The following is a 16750-nucleotide window of genomic DNA, read 5'->3' on the forward strand; positions in this document are numbered from 1 at the left end:
GGAGACTGCGGACTCTGCGGATACTCTGCGGATACTGAGGGAACTGAGGGAACTAAGGGAACTAAGGGAACTGAGGAAATACTGATGGGCCAGACCACGAGTCGGACCGGGAGCGGATGCTCCTGCGGCTGCGGCGGGCACGATGCCGGGACGTCGCCACAACAGCGGGCGGCCTCCGGCATCGCGCCGTCGGAGGAGGGCGCCGCCTCCGGCGACTCCTCCGATTCTCCCGCGCCTTCTGCGTCTTCCATGCCTTCTGCGTCGTGCGCCGACCCCATGGCGATCGCCGCAGCTGTCTCGGGCGTCCTGGGAGGCGATCCGGCCGCCCGGGAGCAGGGGAGTGGGGCGGCCTCGGGAGTCGTTCCGGGCCACAAAACTGGCAATCTGCTGGGTCTGAGGGACGTCTCGGCGCCCGTCTCGGGAGGCTGCGGCTGCGGCGGCCATTGAGCTGCGGGAGGGTCAGCGGACTCCCACGGCGCTGACGGAGGCTTCCCCCATCCTTCCGCGCATGTGCCCTCAGAAGGAATTCAGAAGGATGGGGAAAGCCTCAGATCCCTGTCAGAGTCCCGTCATACCGACCGGCGCTGAAGCGCCTCGGAGACGGTGGACAGGCGCTCGGCGGCCCGCGCCTCCTGATACCTGCCCAGGGCCAGGTCCTCCACGACGGCGCCATCGACGAGCAGCAGCACCCGGTCGGCGCGGGCCGCCACCTGCGCGTCATGGGTCACCACCACCAGGGTCGTGCCCGAGGCGTGGATCTCCCCGAGCAGGTCGAGGATCTGCGCGGCGGTGGCGGAGTTGAGCGCTCCCGTGGGCTCGTCAGCGAAGACCACTCCGGGCTCATTGATCAGGGCGCGGCAGATTCCGGCCCGCTGGAGCTGGCCGCCGGAGACCTCGGTGATGTCGTTGCCGGCCAGCTCGGAGATGCCCATGCGCTCCATGAGCTTTCTGCCCCGGGCCTCCACCTCCTGGCGCGGGCGCAGGGAGGCCAGGAATCCCGGCAAGACGATGTTGTCCAGCAGGCACAGTGTGGACAGCAGATGGGCCTGCTGGAAGACGAAGCCGAAGCGCGACAGGCGCAGTGCGGACAGTTCACGCTCGTCCAGGGCGGCCAGGTCGGTGTCCCCCAGGAGCACGGAGCCGCCGCTGGGCCGGTCCATACCGCTCAGACAGTGCAGGAGCGTGGACTTGCCCGAGCCGGAGGGGCCCATGATGGCCACGAACTGGCCGTGCTCGATGTCCAGGTCGAGGTTCTCCAGGACGGGGGCGTCATAGCTCTTGGTCAGTCCTCGGGCTCGCAGGACCGGACGGGAATCGGTGGAGGGCATGGCGGTTCCTGTAGGTGTTGTGGATGCTGTGTTTTCTGCAGTGCTAGCTGTGGTGGCTGTGTTAGCAGCGTTGGCTGTGCTGTTCATGGGGCGTGTCCTCATTCGCTGGTGCTCAGGGTCATGGTGCGCAGGCGTCTGAGCGCCAGGGCGACGGCGCCGGTGACGGTGGCGATCAGTGCGGCGGGCAGGACCAGCCCCACCAGCCACAGACGCGGCAGGAGCTCCACGTTCGGCGCTCCGCGCGATCCCAGCACCAATCCGATGGCGGACTCGCCCAGCGTCGCCGCCAGCAGGAGCCCCAGGCCGATGCCGGCCACGGTCAGCAGGCCGAAGCGGGTGAAGTACTGGCCGGCGATGGCGCGCTGGGTGCAGCCCAGCGCCCGCAGTATTCCCACCTGTGGCTTCTCGCGGGACAGGACCAGGACGGTGAACAGTACGGTGATGAGGAACGCCAGTCCCAGGGCGATGGCGCAGGCCATGCCGGCGATGAGGCGGACCTGGGAGCTGGTGGCCCCGAAGAACTCGGAGGCGTACTCGCTCATGCCGTTGACCTGCACGCCGGGCAGGTCCCGTTGCAGGTCGTCGGCGACCGCGCTCTCCTGATTCTTGTCCTTCACATTGGCGTACATGAGTTGCCACAGGGCCGGGGCGCCGTCGTCGAAGGTGGCCTTGGCGGTGCTCCCGTTGTTGGTGATGTCCTGATAGATGCCCGTGACCGTCAGGTCCTTGTCCCCATCGGCGGTGCGCACGGTGACCGTGGAGCCGACCTCGGCGCTTGTGGCCTTGGCCTGGTTGTAGGACAGGGAGACCTCGCTGTCGTCGTTGGGGGAGCGGCCGGACATGTACTTCATGGGGAAGGCGTTGTGGTCGCCGATGTCGATGAGGACCGACTCCCACTCTCCGTCCTGCGTGCGCATCTTGTAGTTCCGGCGCAGCACGGTGGTGTACGTGGAGACGCGGGGATCGTCGGCGACGGCGCTCTCCACGGTGCTCAGCTCCTGGGTGCCGGCGCGCACGTCGATGCGCAGGTCCGCCTCGCCCACGCCCAGGTAGGTGGCGATCTGGGGGTCGTCCAGGGTGGTGGAGACGTTGACCGGCAGCACCATGGTGAAGGTGCACAGGGCCAGGACGCCGAGCAGAAGGGCGTTGGAGGGGCGCAGCGCCTCACGGATTCCGAGCCACTGCTGGGCGGGCATGCGGCGGGAGCCGGACAGGCGCCACCGGTGACGGCGCCGGCGCAGGGCGCCGCTGGTCCCGGAGCGCAGGGCCTCGACGGCGGAGATCTTGCCCACACGACGCAGAGTGGCCCAGGTGAAGCCGATGATGGTTCCGGCCAGCACCAGCACCATGAGGATGGGCAGGCCCACGCTCCAGATGCTCGTGGGGGGCGTGCCCAGGTAGAGCAGCGCCGGGGCTCCCAGCGCCGTGGCCAGGGGAATGCCTGCCAGATAGCCGATCACCGCTCCTACGAGAGACAGGACCATGTACTTGAGCAGATAGAGGCGGCGTATCTGGCTGTGCGGCGCGCCGATGGCCTTGAGCACTGCGATCTGGGCCAGGTCGGCCTCGATCGCGGCCAGTACCGTGTAGCGCAGGGCCAGCATGGCGACCACCACCAGCATGACCGCCAATACGAGGGCCACCGCCGCGATGAGCATGGTGCTCAGGGAGTTCATGAGCACCACCATTGAGCCGTCCACATTGATGCCCGTGCTGGGCAGTCCCGCCGCCTTGTAGTCGTCGATGACGGCGTGGGGGCGGGCGCCGTCGGCCAGGGAGAATTCGATGAGGTATTCCGTCTCGGTGAGGTGCTCCTCGAAGGAGGAGAAGTCCTCCGGACTGATCACCAGGCGCTTGGAGGGGATCATGGCGGCGTTCATCTGCGCATCCCGCACGAAGCCCACGACTTCCAGATCCATCGTCCAGTCGCCGGTGTCCACGGTGATAGTGTCGCCGACGTCGGCCGCGCCCACCGCCTTGTAATGGACCGGCAGGGCGACCTGGCCCGGGCTCGGGTGTACCGGGTCTCCGTCCTCGTCCAGCAGCAGGTCGATGCTCTGGGGAGCCGTGACGAAGGCGGGCTCATGGTAGGAGCCGGTCTGGCTCACGCCGTCGATCCACAGCTCCTGGCGCGGTATCGGCAGGGTCTTGATGATCTCGTGCTCGGTGATGTCGCTGCGGGTGTCCGTCCAGTCCTCGATCGTCGCGGGATCGAGGTCCCCGGTGTGCATCTGAATCAGATCGGGCACCTTGGCCCGCTGGGAGAGCCGGCTCATCGCGGAGGTGGTGTCCACGATGAGGGAGGTACTGGCCGACATCAGCGTGGAGGCCAGCGCAATGAGGGCGGTCAAGGTGAGGGCCACGACGGCGCTGCGCGCCAGGTCTGCTTTCAGCAGTCGTGTCAGCATGGGGCTACCTCCATGGTTGTCCGTGTCTGTGTCATGGCCCGAGAAGTCTGAGAATTTTGAAGAATTTGAGGAATCTGAGAAATCATGGCCTGGGGGTCGGTTCTGCTCTGGGAGTGGGGCTCGTGGGAATGCCGGCCCTCGTCAGCTGAGGAATTTGAGGAATCTGGGGAATCAGAAGCAGAGGAGGGAGGGGCCAGGGTCCGGCGTCGGGTGTGAATGAGTGCCGCCAGGGCGATGGTGATCAGGCCCGCCAGGGCCACCAGCAGGGCGGCGCCGCGCCCGGTCCCGGTGCCCATGACTGTGCCGAGGCTGTGAGCCAGGTGGCTGTGGGAGTCCATGAAGGGTTGGAGGACGCGATCCGCCAGGGGGCCGGCGCTCAGGTAGGCCAGGAGATATCCGAGCTGGGTCACCAGGCCGATCGTTCCCCAGACCCGGGCCTGGCGGTCCTTGTCAATGCTCAGGCGCACCAGGGTCTCGGCGCCGGCGTTGCACAGGGCCAGGCAGGCGAAGACGGCGAACCCGGTGACTCCCGCCCACCAGGGCCAGGTGCGCAGGGCCAGCAGGATCATGGTGATGCCAGCGCCCGCCGTCCCCAGGCTCAGCAGTGTGGTGGGGCGCAGACGCGCCAGGACGGTGACCAGTCCCGCACCGGCGAGGATCCCGGTGGCCGCCGCGGTCTCCACCTGTCCCATGGTGGTCGTGCCCACGTGGGGGAGCAGGATGGGCTTGAGGAGCACTTGCACGATGCCGATGGTCAGAGTCATGAAGGTCATGACGGCCACGAGGGAGCGCACGTTGGGGCGTGCCGTCACGGCGCGCCAGCCGCCCAGGAGGTGGTCCGCCGCAGTGGCGTCGTGGTCGTCGGCGCTTCGATGTCCCACGGCTCGCATGACGGCGATCGAGCAGGCCACGGTGACCAGGCAGGTGGAGGCGTCCAGGGCCAGCAGCCCCCGCAGTCCCACCAGGGGCAGGAGGAGGCCGGCCAGCAGCGGCGACAGGAGGTATCGGGCGGAGGAGGCGGCCTGCAGCAGGCCCGCGCTGCGGACGTAGTCGTCCTCATCGACCAGGTCGGTCACGGAGGCGCGTAGTGCGGGCTCGGTCAGCGCCGCCAGGCAGGAGGAGACGACTACGCCCGTCAGGATGTGGCTGAGCCGGGGTTCGGAGGCGCTCAGGGCGGCCATGACCACGCCCAGTCCGAGCACTGAACCGCCGTCTCCTATCACCATCATGAGCCTGCGATCGAAGCGGTCGGCCAGGGCGCCGGCTACTGGCGCCAGCAGAATGATCGGTGCGAAGGCGCACAGCTGCACCAGGGCCACGGAGGAGGCCGTGCCGTAGGTGGTGTAGGCGAAGATGGCCAGGCCGAAGGCGGTCATCCCGGTACCCACCGAGTTGACGAAGGCTCCGACCAGCAGGAGGTGGAGGTACTTCATCGTGCATTGCCCAGGACGGAGGACAGGGCGCCGGGCTCGCAGCCCAGCAGGGTCTCGGTGGCGTAGATGATGCCGGTGGCGCGGCGCGCGGCCTGGTCCTCCTCGCCGACGAAGAAGCCCTCGTCGAGGAGCGTGCTGGCGCTGGTCAGGAGGATCTCGACGACTTCGCGGGGGTGCTCGGTGGAGAAGACTCCCTCGGCGATGCCCTGCTCGACGATCTCGGTGAGGATCGGGGCGAGAACACGGACGCCCTCCACCAGGGACAGGACGTGGAACTCCGCATTGCCGGCGGCGTGGAACTCCTCGGCCAGCCCCCGCTCCGGCTCCTCCACGCGGGCGGTGGCGGCGACGGCCAGGAACTTGTCCGCGACAGGGGCGTCCGTATCGGCGATGGCGCGGGCCTTCTCGGCGATCTGCGCCGTGGTGCGCGAGATGAGGCCGCGCAGAATCTCCTCCTTGGAGGCGAAGTGGTAGTAGAGCGTGCCCTTCGCGATCCCCACTTCGTTGAGGATGTCCTCCATCGAAGTGGCCTGGAAGCCTTTGGCGGTGAACAGCTTCTGGGCGGCATCGAGGATTTCGGTGCGTCGTTTGGGGGCGGACTTGTATGTGCGTGTGGTGGGGGCCATGAGCTCCTCGCAGGTTTGTATTAGGGGTTGTGCTGTACGAGTCTGTCCCGGTTCAGTGCCGGGTGAGTCCGGATGAGTCCGGGTGAGTGTCGGGCGGCCTCCGGGTGACATGGGCGCCGGTTGGCGGGACGGGTCGGCGGTCCATAAACCGACCGTCGGTCGATAATGAGGTTAGCCTCTTGCCCCGGAGCGGTCAAGCGGAGTGTGCCGGGAGGCGTCGTGATGGTTCGCGCGGCGCGGCCCGATCGTGGCAGGGTTGACCCGCAAGGGCGGGCGACGCGCTCGCCGAGTGAATCGAGAGCAGGATTATCCGCAGTGGAGGTCTGGTACGGCGCCGAGCAGGTGCCAGCGACTCTGAGCGCCCCCGGTGACGCCGGGACCGTCGTCACCATCGGCATCTTCGATGGCGTTCACCGCGGGCATCAGGCCATTCTCACCCGCGTGGTCGAGCGCGCCAGGCAGATGGCCCGCCCGGACGGCGAGCGCCCGCTGGCGGTCGCCATCACGTTCGATCCGCATCCGGTGCTGGTTCACCGGCCCGAGGCTCGCCTTCCCATGATCGCCTCCCTGGCCGATCGGCTCGCCGCCCTGTCCGCCACCGGTCTGGATGCGGTTCTCGTCGTCCACTACACCCTCGAGTTCGCCGACCAGAGCCCGGAGGAATTCGTGCGCACCTGGCTCGAGGGCCTGCTCGGAGCGAGGATGGTCGTGGTGGGCGACGATGTGCGCTTCGGGCGCGGCAACAGCGGTGATGCCGCTCTGCTCGAGGCGATCTGCCGCGCTGATGGCCTCGGCGTGGAGATCCTTGACGATGTGCGCTCGCCCTCGGGACGCCGCTGGTCATCCACCTGGGTGCGCGAGCTCCTCGAGGCCGGGGACATGGGCGGGGCGGCCGAGGTCCTCGGCCGCGCCCACCGTCTGCGCGGCACCGTCGTCCACGGACAGCGGCGCGGCCGCGAACTCGGCTTCCCCACGGCCAACCTCGATGCGGCCAGCGCAGGCGTGGTCCCGCCCGACGGCGTCTACGCCGGTTGGCTCGTGCGCTCGCCCGGAACCATTGCTCTGGCCGGTTTGCGAGCGGGCGCGCCGCACGAGGAGCGGCTGCCGGCCGCGATCTCCATCGGCACCAATCCGACTTTCGACGACGTGCCTCAGCGCACGGTGGAGGCGCACGTGCTGGGACGCGCCGACCTCGACCTGTACGGGGAGGTCGTCGCCATTGAGCTGGTCCGGCTGCTGCGCCCCATGCTCGCATTCGACAGCCTGGAGCCACTGCTGGTCCAGATGCGTCAGGACGTCCTCGACACCGCCCACGTGCTGGCGGTTCCGATCCCCGGACCGATCCGCCCCGAGGACGTCACGGCGGGTTGAGTGGGGTTGAGTAGGGGCGGCCGGCGGCTGAATCTGCAGGCTGCCTGAGACGCCCGAGACAGCTTGAGGCCCTGCGAGTGGCGGCCCGCCGGCGATCCGCCGGTCAGCTCTTGGGGTGCGCGGTGAAGAACTCCCACATGAGCTCAGAGGCGCTGATCTCCTGGGTCGTGGTTCCCAGGGCGCTGAGATCGGCGGAGGTGCCCGGCCAGGTGTGCCCCCCGTCGGAGACCTTGTAGGAGACGACCTCCGCATTCTGAGTGCAGTCCTGGTGGGCGGTGCGCTCGACGTGCTCGCTGATCCGCTCAGTCCCTGTCTCGGCGCACTGGTTGAGATCGGCCCATTCCTGGACGGCGGTATCGAGTCCGTATCCCCACTGCGGATCCTCGTTCCCGTCGTAAGGGTTGACGAGGTCGGCGGTTCCATGGAAAGACGTGACGGACACGCCCTGGGCCGATGCGCAGGCGGTGGTGTCGATGACGGTCGGGTCCTCGGCGCTGGGGCTGCCGGCCCGCAGGCCCGCCACCGGAGCGATGGCGGCGACGAGATCGGGTCGGGCGCAGGCGTAGGCGGAGGCCATGCGGCCGCCGCCGGAGAAGCCGGTGAGATAGACGCGCTGGGAGTCGACGCAGCCCTGAGTGGTGAGCTCCTCAATGACTGCGGACAGGAAGGCGACGTCGTCGCGAGCGCCCCCGGGCGGGGTCTGTCCGGCGACGGTGGGAGCGCCCGGAATGCTCCACGCCCAGTTCCCGTCCGCCAGCGGACTGCTGGTGTCCACGGCGGTGGCGGCCGACGGCCGCGCCACGATGAAACCGGTCTCGTCGGCGTCGGCGACGGCGTCCAGCTCGGAGATGCTGGACTGGAAGACGCCGTTCGAATCCGAGTCGTGCAGGTCCATGACCAGGGGCAGCGGGGCCTCGGGGTCGGCCGTCTCGGGAACGTGCACCTGCACGGGGTAGGTGGTTCCGTCGAAGTCGATGTCGACGCTCTGAGTGCCGCTGAGCGTGCGGCTGCACTGCGTCGTGGCCGGGGCGGCCTGCGAGGTCGGGGCGTCGTCCGTCTGCGAGGGCGGGGGAGCGGCGCTTGGCGAAGAGTCGGAGCGGGATGCGAGCGCCGGGGGGCGCGCGGTTGTGCGTTGCAGGAACGACGTGGCCGTCAGGAGCGCGATGATGATGGCGAGGGCGAGTCCTCCGATGAGGAGGGGACGACGCGACATGGTCCTCCTTGTCCGCCGGGGCTCCTGGCTACGGCGCGAGAGTGGGCGGGGGACGGCTCGTTCGGGACCGCATGCCGGTCAGCGGACCGCCCCAGGGGCACCCGGAATTATAACGACGCGGTCTCCGGCTGGTGATGGTGATGTCGCACGGCTGGTCGTCGAATGGACCGGCGGGCGGGCCGCACTCGGGTCATGTGCGCGAGCCCACGGGTCGGGCGGCTCGGAGCGGGGGCGAGCGCTGGTAGTGTTGACAAGCCGTCGATCGGCCACGGATGTGTCATGCCCGGGAGGATCAGCCCCGGTGCTCCGTGCAACGAGAATCAGGAGCCGCAGTGTCGATTTCCGCCAAGCGCAAGCAGGAGCTCATCGCCGAGTACGCCACCCATGAGGGCGACACGGGCTCTCCCGAGGTCCAGGTCGCCGTCCTGTCGGAGCGCATCTCCAACCTCACCGAGCACTTCAAGACTCACACGCACGACCACCACTCGCGCCGGGGTCTCTACCTGCTCATCGGTAAGCGCCGCCGTCTGCTCGACTACCTCATGCGCGAGGACATCGAGCGCTACCGCTCGCTGATCTCCCGCCTCGGCATCCGCCGCTGAGCGCGCTTCTTGCTTTTACGCAATCGCGTCGGCCCGCCACCATGAGGTGACGGGCCGACGCTCGTTTTCTTCCGCCGATACGTCGAGATCGGTCGAGTTCCGGCTTGAGATCGGTCGTACTCCGGCTCGAGATCGGTCGATCGATGGGCCGGCGCCTACAGCAGGGAGCGGTAGAGGGCCTCGATGTCCTCACGGCTCGCCGGACGCGGGTTGCCCGGCGTGCACACGTCGTTGAAGGCGTCCTCGGTCAGGGCCGCAATCCCCGATTCGTCCACGCCGATCTCGGAGATTCGTGTGGGGTTGCCGAGGTCGGCGGTCAGCGCTGCAACGGCCTCGACGGCGGCGGCGCGGGCATCCGCCAGCGGCATGGTGCGGGCCTGGGCGACGCCGAAGGCCTCGGCGATGTCCCGGTACTTCTCTCCGGTGAACTCCGCGTTGTAGGCCATGACCGGGGCGAGCAGGATGCCGTTGGCCAGCCCGTGCGGAGCGCCGTAGCGCCCGCCCAGCGGATGGGCCATGCCGTGCACCAGGCCGAGGCCTACGTTGGAGTAGGCCATACCGTTGATGTAGGCGGCCAGGCCCATCGCCTCGACGGCGTCGGGGTCGCCGTCGGCGGCCTTGCGCAGATTCCCCGCGATCATCTGGATGGAGCGCAGGCACAGGGCGTCGCTCAGCTGCCAGGCGCCGGGGGTGATGTAGCCCTCGATGGCGTGCGTCAGGGCGTCCAGTCCGGTGGCCACCTTGAGGGAGCGGGGCATCGCGTCCATGAGATCGGGATCGACGACGGCGACCACCGGGATGTCGTGCGGATCGACGCACACGAACTTCCGCTTATTCGCCGTGTCGGTGATGACGTAATTGATCGTGGTCTCCGACGCGGTCCCGGCGGTGGTGGGCACGCCGATGACGGGCACCCCCGGGTTCTTCGTGGGAGACAGGCCCTCCAGGCTCAGGACGTCCTCGAATTCGGGGTTGGCGGCGATCACCGAGATGGCCTTGCACGTGTCCTGCGGGGAGCCGCCGCCCAGACCGATGAGGATCTCGGCGCCGGATGCGCGGAAGGCGGCCAGGCCCGCCTGGACCTTCTCAACGGGAGGATTGGGGGCGACGTCGGAGAAGATCTCCCAGGTGATGCCGGCGGCATCGAGAAGGTCGGTGATGCGCGCGGCCGTGCCGTTGTCGGCCAGGACCGGGTCGGTGACGACGAATGCCCGGGTCAAGCCGCGGCCTGCGATCTCCTCGGGAATGGAGGAAATCGCGCCACGACCGAAGTAGCCGGTCTGGTTGAAGATCATGCGGTAGGTCATGAAGACGCTCCTGGTGGGGGCCGGGCCGGTGCGACCGGCCCGGATGTCTCTGATAGCCCGGAATAGCCCGGATGGTTCGGATACGTGCCTGATGCAGCTGACGCAGCTGACACCAACTGGCGTAGCCGGCACGGCTGGCACAGCATGTCCACGATCACACACGGGCGGGCCCCGCGGGCAGGCCCGAAGGTCCCTGCAGGTCGCTGCAGGACCCTGAGATCAAGGTTGGCCCCGGTGCGCGTCTCATCTCACGCCGGCACGGCGGTTGCTTCATCCCGAGAACGGCGCCTCCACGGTAGGATCACCGTGCCCGCACGTGTGCGTGTGCCCCTGATTCGTCGGGCCGAACGCATGCCGAGGACCGGTCGGGGCCGGCGTGTCAGACGCGGCGTCGCCCATCCGGTGCGGGCCCGGGACCCGGGAACAAGCTCCGAACCCGGACGGCGGGAGCCGTCGGTTTTCGGTGGTGGCCTCCGGAACGGCGCGCCTGTCGCGCGCAGTTGCTCCGTGGGCCTCAATCGAAGACCGCGCTCCGGCCCCAGAGGAAACCTGAGAAAGAGACGCATCGCAGATGTTCATTGACGACCCCGAGGTCACCGCCGCAGAGGCAGTGATCGACAACGGCGCCTTCGGCAAGCGCGTAGTCCGCTTCGAGACCGGACGCCTTGCCAAGCAGGCCGCCGGAAGCGCCATGGCCTACCTCGACGGTGAGACGGCCATCCTGTCCGCCACCACCGTGGGCAAGCACCCCAAGGACCAGTTCGACTTCTTCCCGCTCACTGTCGACGTCGAGGAGCGCCAGTACGCCGCCGGGCGCATCCCCGGCTCCTTCTTCCGCCGCGAGGGCCGTGCCGGAACCTCCGCCGTCCTCGCCTGTCGGCTCATCGACCGTCCGCTGCGCCCCTCCTTCGTCAAGGGGCTGCGCAACGAGGTCCAGGTCGTCGAGACGATCATGGCCATCGACCCCGACGACGCCTACGACGTCCTGGCCATCAATGCGGCCTCCATGTCCACCCAGATCGCGGGCCTGCCCTTCGCCGGCCCGGTTGCGGGCACCCGCCTGGCCCTCATCGACGGCCAGTGGGTGGCCTTCCCCCGCTACTCCGAGCTCGAGCGCGCCACCTTCAACATGGTGGTGGCGGGCCGCGTCCTGGAGGACGGCGACGTCGCCATCATGATGGTCGAGGCAGGGGCCACCGAGAGCGCCTGGGATCTGATCGCCGCCGGCGCCACGGCCCCCACCGAGGCCGTCGTCGCCGAGGCCCTTGAAGTCGCCAAGCCCCACATCAAGGCCCTGTGCGAGGCCCAGATGGAGGTCGCCAAGCACGCCTCCAAGCCCACCGCCGAGTTCCCGCTCTATCTCGATTACACCGATGAGCAGTACGACGCCGTCGAGAAGGCCGCTCAGGCCCATGATCTGGCCGGCGCCATCGCCACCGAGGGCAAGCAGGACCGCGATCTGGCCATTGGTGCCGTGCGCGACGCGGTCCTCGCCGACCTGGCCGAGCAGTTCAGTTCCGAGGAGGACGTCAAGGCGCTCAAGGCCGCCTTCAAGTCCGTTACCAAGAAGCTCGTGCGCCACCGCACCCTCACCGAGGACGTGCGCATGGACGGCCGCGGCCCGAAGGACATCCGCACGCTGGCTGCCGAGGTCGAGGTCCTGCCCCGCGTTCACGGCTCGGCCATCTTCGAGCGCGGCGAGACCCAGATCCTGGGCGTGACCACCCTCAACATGCTGCGCATGGAGCAGCAGATCGACGATCTCTCGCCGATCACGCACAAGCGCTACATGCACCAGTACGTCTTCCCGCCCTTCTCCACCGGTGAGACCGGCCGCGTGGGCGCGCCCAAGCGCCGTGAGATCGGCCATGGGGCGCTGGCTGAGCGCGCGCTCGTGCCCGTCCTGCCCAGCCGCGACGACTTTCCCTACGCCATCCGCCAGGTCTCCGAGGCGCTCGGCTCCAACGGCTCGACGTCGATGGGTTCGGTCTGCGCCTCCACGCTGTCCCTGCTCAACGCGGGGGTGCCGCTGCGCGCCCCGGTGGCGGGCATCGCCATGGGGCTCATGCACGAGGAGATCGACGGCGAGACCAGGTGGGCCACGCTGACCGACATCCTCGGGTCCGAGGACGCCTTCGGCGACATGGACTTCAAGGTCGCCGGCACCCGTGATTTCATCACGGCCCTCCAGCTGGACACCAAGCTCGACGGCCTGCCCTCGGAGGTGCTCGCCGGTGCGCTGGGTCAGGCCCGCGACGCCCGCGTCTTCATCCTCGACGTGCTGGCCCAGGCCATTGACGGCCCTGACGAGATGGCCCCGACCGCCCCGCGCGTCCTGTCCGTGCGCATTCCGGTCGACAAGATCGGCGAGGTCATCGGCCCCAAGGGCAAGATGATCAACCAGATCCAGGAGGACACCGGCGCGGACCTGACCGTGGAGGACGACGGCACCGTCTACATCGGCGCCTCCGACGGCCCCTCGGCCGAGGCCGCCCGCGACGCCGTCAACGCGATCGCCAACCCGCAGATGCCCGAGATCGGTGAGCGCTTCGTCGGAACCGTGGTCAAGACCACGACCTTCGGCGCCTTCGTCTCCCTGACTCCGGGCAAGGACGGTCTGCTGCACGTCTCGCAGATCCGCCGCCTGGTGGGTGGCAAGCGCGTGGAGAACGTCGAGGACGTCCTGAACGTGGGCGACAAGGTTCAGGTCGAGCTCGCCGAGATCGATCAGCGCGGCAAGCTGAGCCTGCACGCCGTCCTGTCCGACGAGCAGTTGGCCGCCGAGGCGGAGAACAAGGCCGCACATGCCGGTGGCGGTGAGCGCCGCGAGCGCCGCCCGCGCCGGGAGCGCTCCGAGGGCGAGGGCGAGCGTCGTGAGCGCCGCCCGCGTCGGCGCCGCACCCGCACGGTCGAGTCCTCCTCCGAGGAGGAGTGAGCGGCACGCGGTCGCGCACTGACTGGTAACTGACTGACATCGGCCGGGGGCCGGTTCGCCGCGCGGCGGACCGGCCCCCGGCTTCACCCTGCTCACCCTGCTCACCCCGCTCACCCCGCGCCGAGATCGGTCGTAACCCGTGTCGAGATCGGTCCGGTTCCGCGTCGAAATCGGTCCTTTCTCCGCATATGCGACGGCGGGCAACACCCGCTACGCCATCGGCGAGGAGATCCCGTCCGGTGGACGAGGCCATCCCCGTGCCCGTTAGGCTCGCCCAGTGACCAACCCATCCTCCTCAACCGACAGTTCCTCCGGGACGAGCGCCACCAGTTACTCGGAGGTCGATCTCGCACGCGGTACTGCCGGCGCTCCCGGCACTGAGCTGCACCTGACCGACGACGGCGCCACTCTGCGCCGTTCGATCCTGCCCGGCGGGGTGCGCGTCATCACCGAGTCCGTGCCCGGGCTGCGCTCGACGAGCCTGGGCATGTGGTTCGGAGTCGGGTCCCGGGACGAGGTCGCGGGCCAGGAGGGCTCGACCCATTTCCTCGAGCACCTCATGTTCAAGGGCACCGCCACTCGCTCGGCCCGTGAGATCGCCGAGGCATTCGACTTCATCGGCGGGGAGTCCAACGCCGCCACCTCCAAGGAGCACACCTCCTACTACGCGCGCGTGCAGGGGGCGGACGCCATGGAGGCCCTCGACGTCCTGACCGACATGGTGACCTCCTCCTCGCTCGACCCCGCGGAGGTCGAGACCGAGCGCGGCGTCATCGTCTCCGAGCTGGCGGACGCCGCGGACGATCCCGTCGACGTCGCCCAGGAGGCCTTCGCCCGCGCCGCCTTCGGCGATGACACCCCGCTGGGCAGGCCGATCGGCGGTACTTACGAGACCGTTACCGCCGTGCCGCGCGAGGCGGTGTGGGAGCACTATCAGCGGACCTACGCCTCCGACTCCCTGGTCGTGGCCGTGGCCGGAGCCGTCGACCACGACCAGGTCGTCGAGCGGGTCACCGCCGATCTCGCCGCCGCCGGCTGGGACACCACGGCTGCCGTTCCGCCGCGCCCGCGCCGTTTCGAGACCGAGCCGGACGCCGACCTGACCGTCCACGATGTGCGCATTGAGCGGGACTGCGAGCAATCCCACGTCTACCTGACCTGCCAGGGCATCCCTGTGCGCGATGAGCGACGCTGGGCCATGAGCGTGCTCACCACGATCCTCGGCGGCGGCATGTCCTCGCGCCTGTTCCAGGAGGTCCGCGAGAAGCGGGGACTGGCCTACACGACCTACGCCTTCGACGCCTCCTACGCCGGCGCGGGAGCACTGGGGCTGTACGCCGGTTGCGCCCCGGAGGCCGTGGACGAGGTGTGCGCCGTCATGGTCGGCGAGTTCGAGAGGCTGGCCGCCGACGGCGTCACCGACCGTGAGCTCGCCCGCGTCCGCGGGCAGATCCGCGGCGCCATGGTGCTGGGCGGGGAGGACTCGCTGGCCCGCATGGGGCGCCTGGGGCGCGGTGAGGTCGTCACCGGGCGGCTGCGCAGTATGGAGGAGAACCTGCGCCTGCTGGATGCCGTCACCGGTGAGGAGGTGCGTGAACTCGCCGAGTGGCTCGTGTCGCAGGAGCGCGCCCGGGTCCTGGTGGGGCCGCCGGTCTGAGAGGCGCTGGACCGATCTCGAGCCGGAGTGCGACCGATCTCGAGGCGGAAGCGGACCGATCTCGGCGGGAGGGGCGCGAGGGGAGAGGCCTCAACCCGTTCAGCACCCCCGGAACCGATCATCTAGGCTGATGGCATGACGATTCGCGTTGCTGTCGTAGGCGCCGCCGGGCGCATGGGATCCACCGTCTGCCAGGCCGTCGAGGAGGCCGAGGGCCTTGAGCTCGTCGCCCGCCTCGATGTCGGCGTCGAGATCACCCTCGAGCACCTCAACGGCGCCGACGTCGCCGTGGACTTCACCGTTCCCGACGTCACCGAGGCCAATGTTCACGCCCTCATCGCCGCCGGTGTGAACGTCGTCGTCGGCACCACCGGATGGACCGAGGAGTCCTACGCGCGGGTCCGCGAGCATCTCGCCGAGCCCGATGCCGCCGGCCGCAGCGTTCTCATCGCCCCCAACTTCGCTCTCTCGGCGGTCCTGGCCATGGCCTTTGCGGCCAAGGCCGCCCAGTACTTCGAGTCCGCCGAGGTCATCGAGCTCCATCACCCCGGCAAGGTGGACGCCCCTTCGGGCACCGCCATCGCCACCGCCAAGGGCATCGCGGAGGCGCGCGACCGCGCCGGCCTGCCCGCCATGCCGGATGCGACCGCGTCGGATCCCGGCGGCGCCCGGGGCGCGGTCGTCGATGGCGTTCATGTGCATGCCGTTCGCCTGCGCGGGCTGACCGCCCACGAGGAGGTGGTCCTCGGCAATCCCGGCGAGCAGTTGACGATCCGCACCGATTCCTTCGACCGCGCCTCCTTCATGCCCGGCGTCGTCCTCGCCGTCCGCGAGGTCGGCGGGCACCCGGGACTCACCGTGGGGCTGGATCGGCTTCTCGGCATCTGAGGCCGCGCACCCGCAGCGGGGCGCAGCCCACTTCTCAGATGCGGGCGGCCCAGCAATCCTCGGTCACGCCAGAGCCGACGGGCAGCGTGCGGTGAGAACCGGTGGGTTTCAAACCCGCCTGTGTGAGCAGACGCGCCAGTGACTCATCGCCGCGCACGGTCCACGCCGCCAGCATCGTGGCGCCGTCCTGCCTGGCGATATCCACGGCCGCCGCGAGCAGCCGAGAACCGTGACCGCGGCGCTGGCGCTCCGGCGCGACGCCGAGCGCTGTGATCTCAGCGACCTGCTCGGCGGCAGGGGCTCGCTCGGAACCGGCAGTATTGCGCGCGTCGGCACTTCCGGTACCGGCGGCCCTGCCAGGGCTGTCGGAGCTGTCGGTATCGGCGGCAGTTCCGGCGGCGCCGCCGTCGGTCGTCAGCTCGGTGGGCGCGAGCCCCACCAGTCCGACGACGTCGTCGTCCTGGGTAGCCACCAGGACGTGGTGCTGTCGGCTCGGGGGAGCGGTGATTGCGGACTCCCAGCCGGCGGCCACCACCGGGGCGGAGACCATGGCGCGCACGCCGTCGGGCAGGGGGCCGTCATGCCCGGCGGTGAGCGAGGCCAGCATCGTCGCCGCGTGGACCGTGCCGATGGCGGGCAGATCCGCCCGATCGGCCTTGCGCACGAAGCCGCCGGTCTCGGTCGCGGGCGAATAGGTGTCGGAGGCGTGCAGGCCATCGCAGCCGCCACCGGCGCACCGATCGGAAGAGCCGTGCAGGTGGTCCGCATCCGTGCGCGGGCGGAGCCCTCCTCGCGCATCGACGGACAGGCCGGCGGTGGGATCGGCATCGAAGACGGAATCGGAGGACGTCATGATCGTGAGCCTATCGGTGGTGGGGGCTCGAACCGGCCCGATCCGACTCGGACCGGCCGAACCCGCTCGGATCGACTCGATCCGGCTGAACGCGTCCGTGCTCGATTCCGGTCCGGCTCGGCGAAGCCG

Annotated in this window: 13 protein-coding genes; 6 read left to right on the plus strand and 7 right to left on the minus strand. The window is 69.3% G+C overall.

The window, feature by feature from the left end; genetic code table 11:
• The first annotated feature begins 84 nt into the window (after positions 1 to 84).
• Positions 85 to 447, plus strand: coding sequence for a hypothetical protein (locus W5W_RS14820; protein ID WP_017195011.1), 363 nt, complete (start codon positions 85 to 87; stop codon positions 445 to 447).
• 122 nt (positions 448 to 569) lie between these two features.
• On the opposite strand, the gene W5W_RS0107850 is transcribed toward W5W_RS14820, so the two are convergent.
• The 4 genes from W5W_RS0107850 to W5W_RS0107865 all read right to left on the minus strand — a co-directional run bounded on the left by W5W_RS0107850 (position 570) and on the right by W5W_RS0107865 (position 5795).
• Positions 570 to 1328 (minus strand): ABC transporter ATP-binding protein, encoded by a 759-nt coding sequence (locus W5W_RS0107850; RefSeq protein WP_017195012.1) that lies wholly within the window; start codon positions 1326 to 1328, stop codon positions 570 to 572.
• Between the two features lie 98 nt (positions 1329 to 1426).
• Complete coding sequence (locus tag W5W_RS0107855) at positions 1427 to 3736, minus strand: ABC transporter permease (RefSeq protein WP_017195013.1); 2310 nt, start codon at positions 3734 to 3736, stop codon at positions 1427 to 1429.
• On the minus strand, positions 3730 to 5169 hold the full coding sequence (locus tag W5W_RS0107860; RefSeq protein WP_017195014.1) for an MFS transporter: 1440 nt from the start codon (positions 5167 to 5169) through the stop codon (positions 3730 to 3732). Before W5W_RS0107860 ends, W5W_RS0107855 begins: the two co-directional genes overlap by 7 nt.
• The gene (locus tag W5W_RS0107865; RefSeq protein ID WP_017195015.1) at positions 5166 to 5795 is read right to left on the minus strand and encodes a TetR/AcrR family transcriptional regulator; all 630 of its coding nucleotides are present in this window, start codon (positions 5793 to 5795) and stop codon (positions 5166 to 5168) included. The genes W5W_RS0107860 and W5W_RS0107865 overlap by 4 nt, the downstream gene beginning before the upstream one ends.
• A gap of 315 nt (positions 5796 to 6110) precedes the next feature.
• Here W5W_RS0107865 and W5W_RS0107870 point away from each other — a divergent pair, with 315 nt between their 5' ends.
• Positions 6111 to 7166: a bifunctional riboflavin kinase/FAD synthetase gene (locus tag W5W_RS0107870; protein ID WP_017195016.1), complete on the plus strand. Its 1056-nt coding sequence runs from the start codon at positions 6111 to 6113 to the stop codon at positions 7164 to 7166.
• 103 nt (positions 7167 to 7269) lie between these two features.
• Here the strand turns inward: W5W_RS0107870 and W5W_RS0107875 are convergent, their stop codons facing one another.
• Entirely contained in the window at positions 7270 to 8379 is a 1110-nt protein-coding gene (locus W5W_RS0107875; RefSeq protein ID WP_008732149.1) for a CE1 family esterase, read from the minus strand.
• A gap of 332 nt (positions 8380 to 8711) precedes the next feature.
• On the opposite strand from W5W_RS0107875, the gene rpsO reads away from it, so the two are divergent.
• Positions 8712 to 8981, plus strand: a complete 270-nt coding sequence (rpsO, locus tag W5W_RS0107880) for a 30S ribosomal protein S15 (protein ID WP_008732150.1) — start codon at positions 8712 to 8714, stop codon at positions 8979 to 8981.
• A gap of 155 nt (positions 8982 to 9136) precedes the next feature.
• On the opposite strand, the gene fucO is transcribed toward rpsO, so the two are convergent.
• Positions 9137 to 10288, minus strand: a complete 1152-nt coding sequence (gene fucO, locus W5W_RS0107885; RefSeq protein WP_017195017.1) for a lactaldehyde reductase — start codon at positions 10286 to 10288, stop codon at positions 9137 to 9139.
• 571 nt (positions 10289 to 10859) lie between these two features.
• Between fucO and W5W_RS0107890 the strand changes: the two genes are divergently transcribed.
• From W5W_RS0107890 to dapB, 3 genes are all read left to right on the plus strand, one after another.
• Positions 10860 to 13223: a polyribonucleotide nucleotidyltransferase gene (locus W5W_RS0107890; protein WP_017195018.1), complete on the plus strand. Its 2364-nt coding sequence runs from the start codon at positions 10860 to 10862 to the stop codon at positions 13221 to 13223.
• 277 nt (positions 13224 to 13500) lie between these two features.
• Positions 13501 to 14880, plus strand: coding sequence for a M16 family metallopeptidase (locus tag W5W_RS0107895; RefSeq protein ID WP_008731586.1), 1380 nt, complete (start codon positions 13501 to 13503; stop codon positions 14878 to 14880).
• Positions 14881 to 15015: 135 nt separating this feature from the next.
• A complete protein-coding gene (gene dapB / locus W5W_RS0107900; RefSeq protein ID WP_017195019.1) occupies positions 15016 to 15768 on the plus strand; it encodes a 4-hydroxy-tetrahydrodipicolinate reductase in 753 nt (250 codons plus the stop codon).
• A 34-nt stretch (positions 15769 to 15802) separates the two neighbouring features.
• Here the strand turns inward: dapB and W5W_RS0107905 are convergent, their stop codons facing one another.
• Positions 15803 to 16621 carry a GNAT family N-acetyltransferase gene (locus W5W_RS0107905; protein WP_029574170.1) on the minus strand — a complete coding sequence of 273 codons (819 nt, stop codon included), beginning with the start codon at positions 16619 to 16621 and terminating at the stop codon, positions 15803 to 15805.
• Positions 16622 to 16750 lie beyond the last annotated feature (129 nt).

Origin of the sequence: Actinomyces massiliensis 4401292 (genome assembly GCF_000269805.1) — a bacterium.
Classification (GTDB): Bacteria; Actinomycetota; Actinomycetes; order Actinomycetales; family Actinomycetaceae; genus Actinomyces; species Actinomyces massiliensis.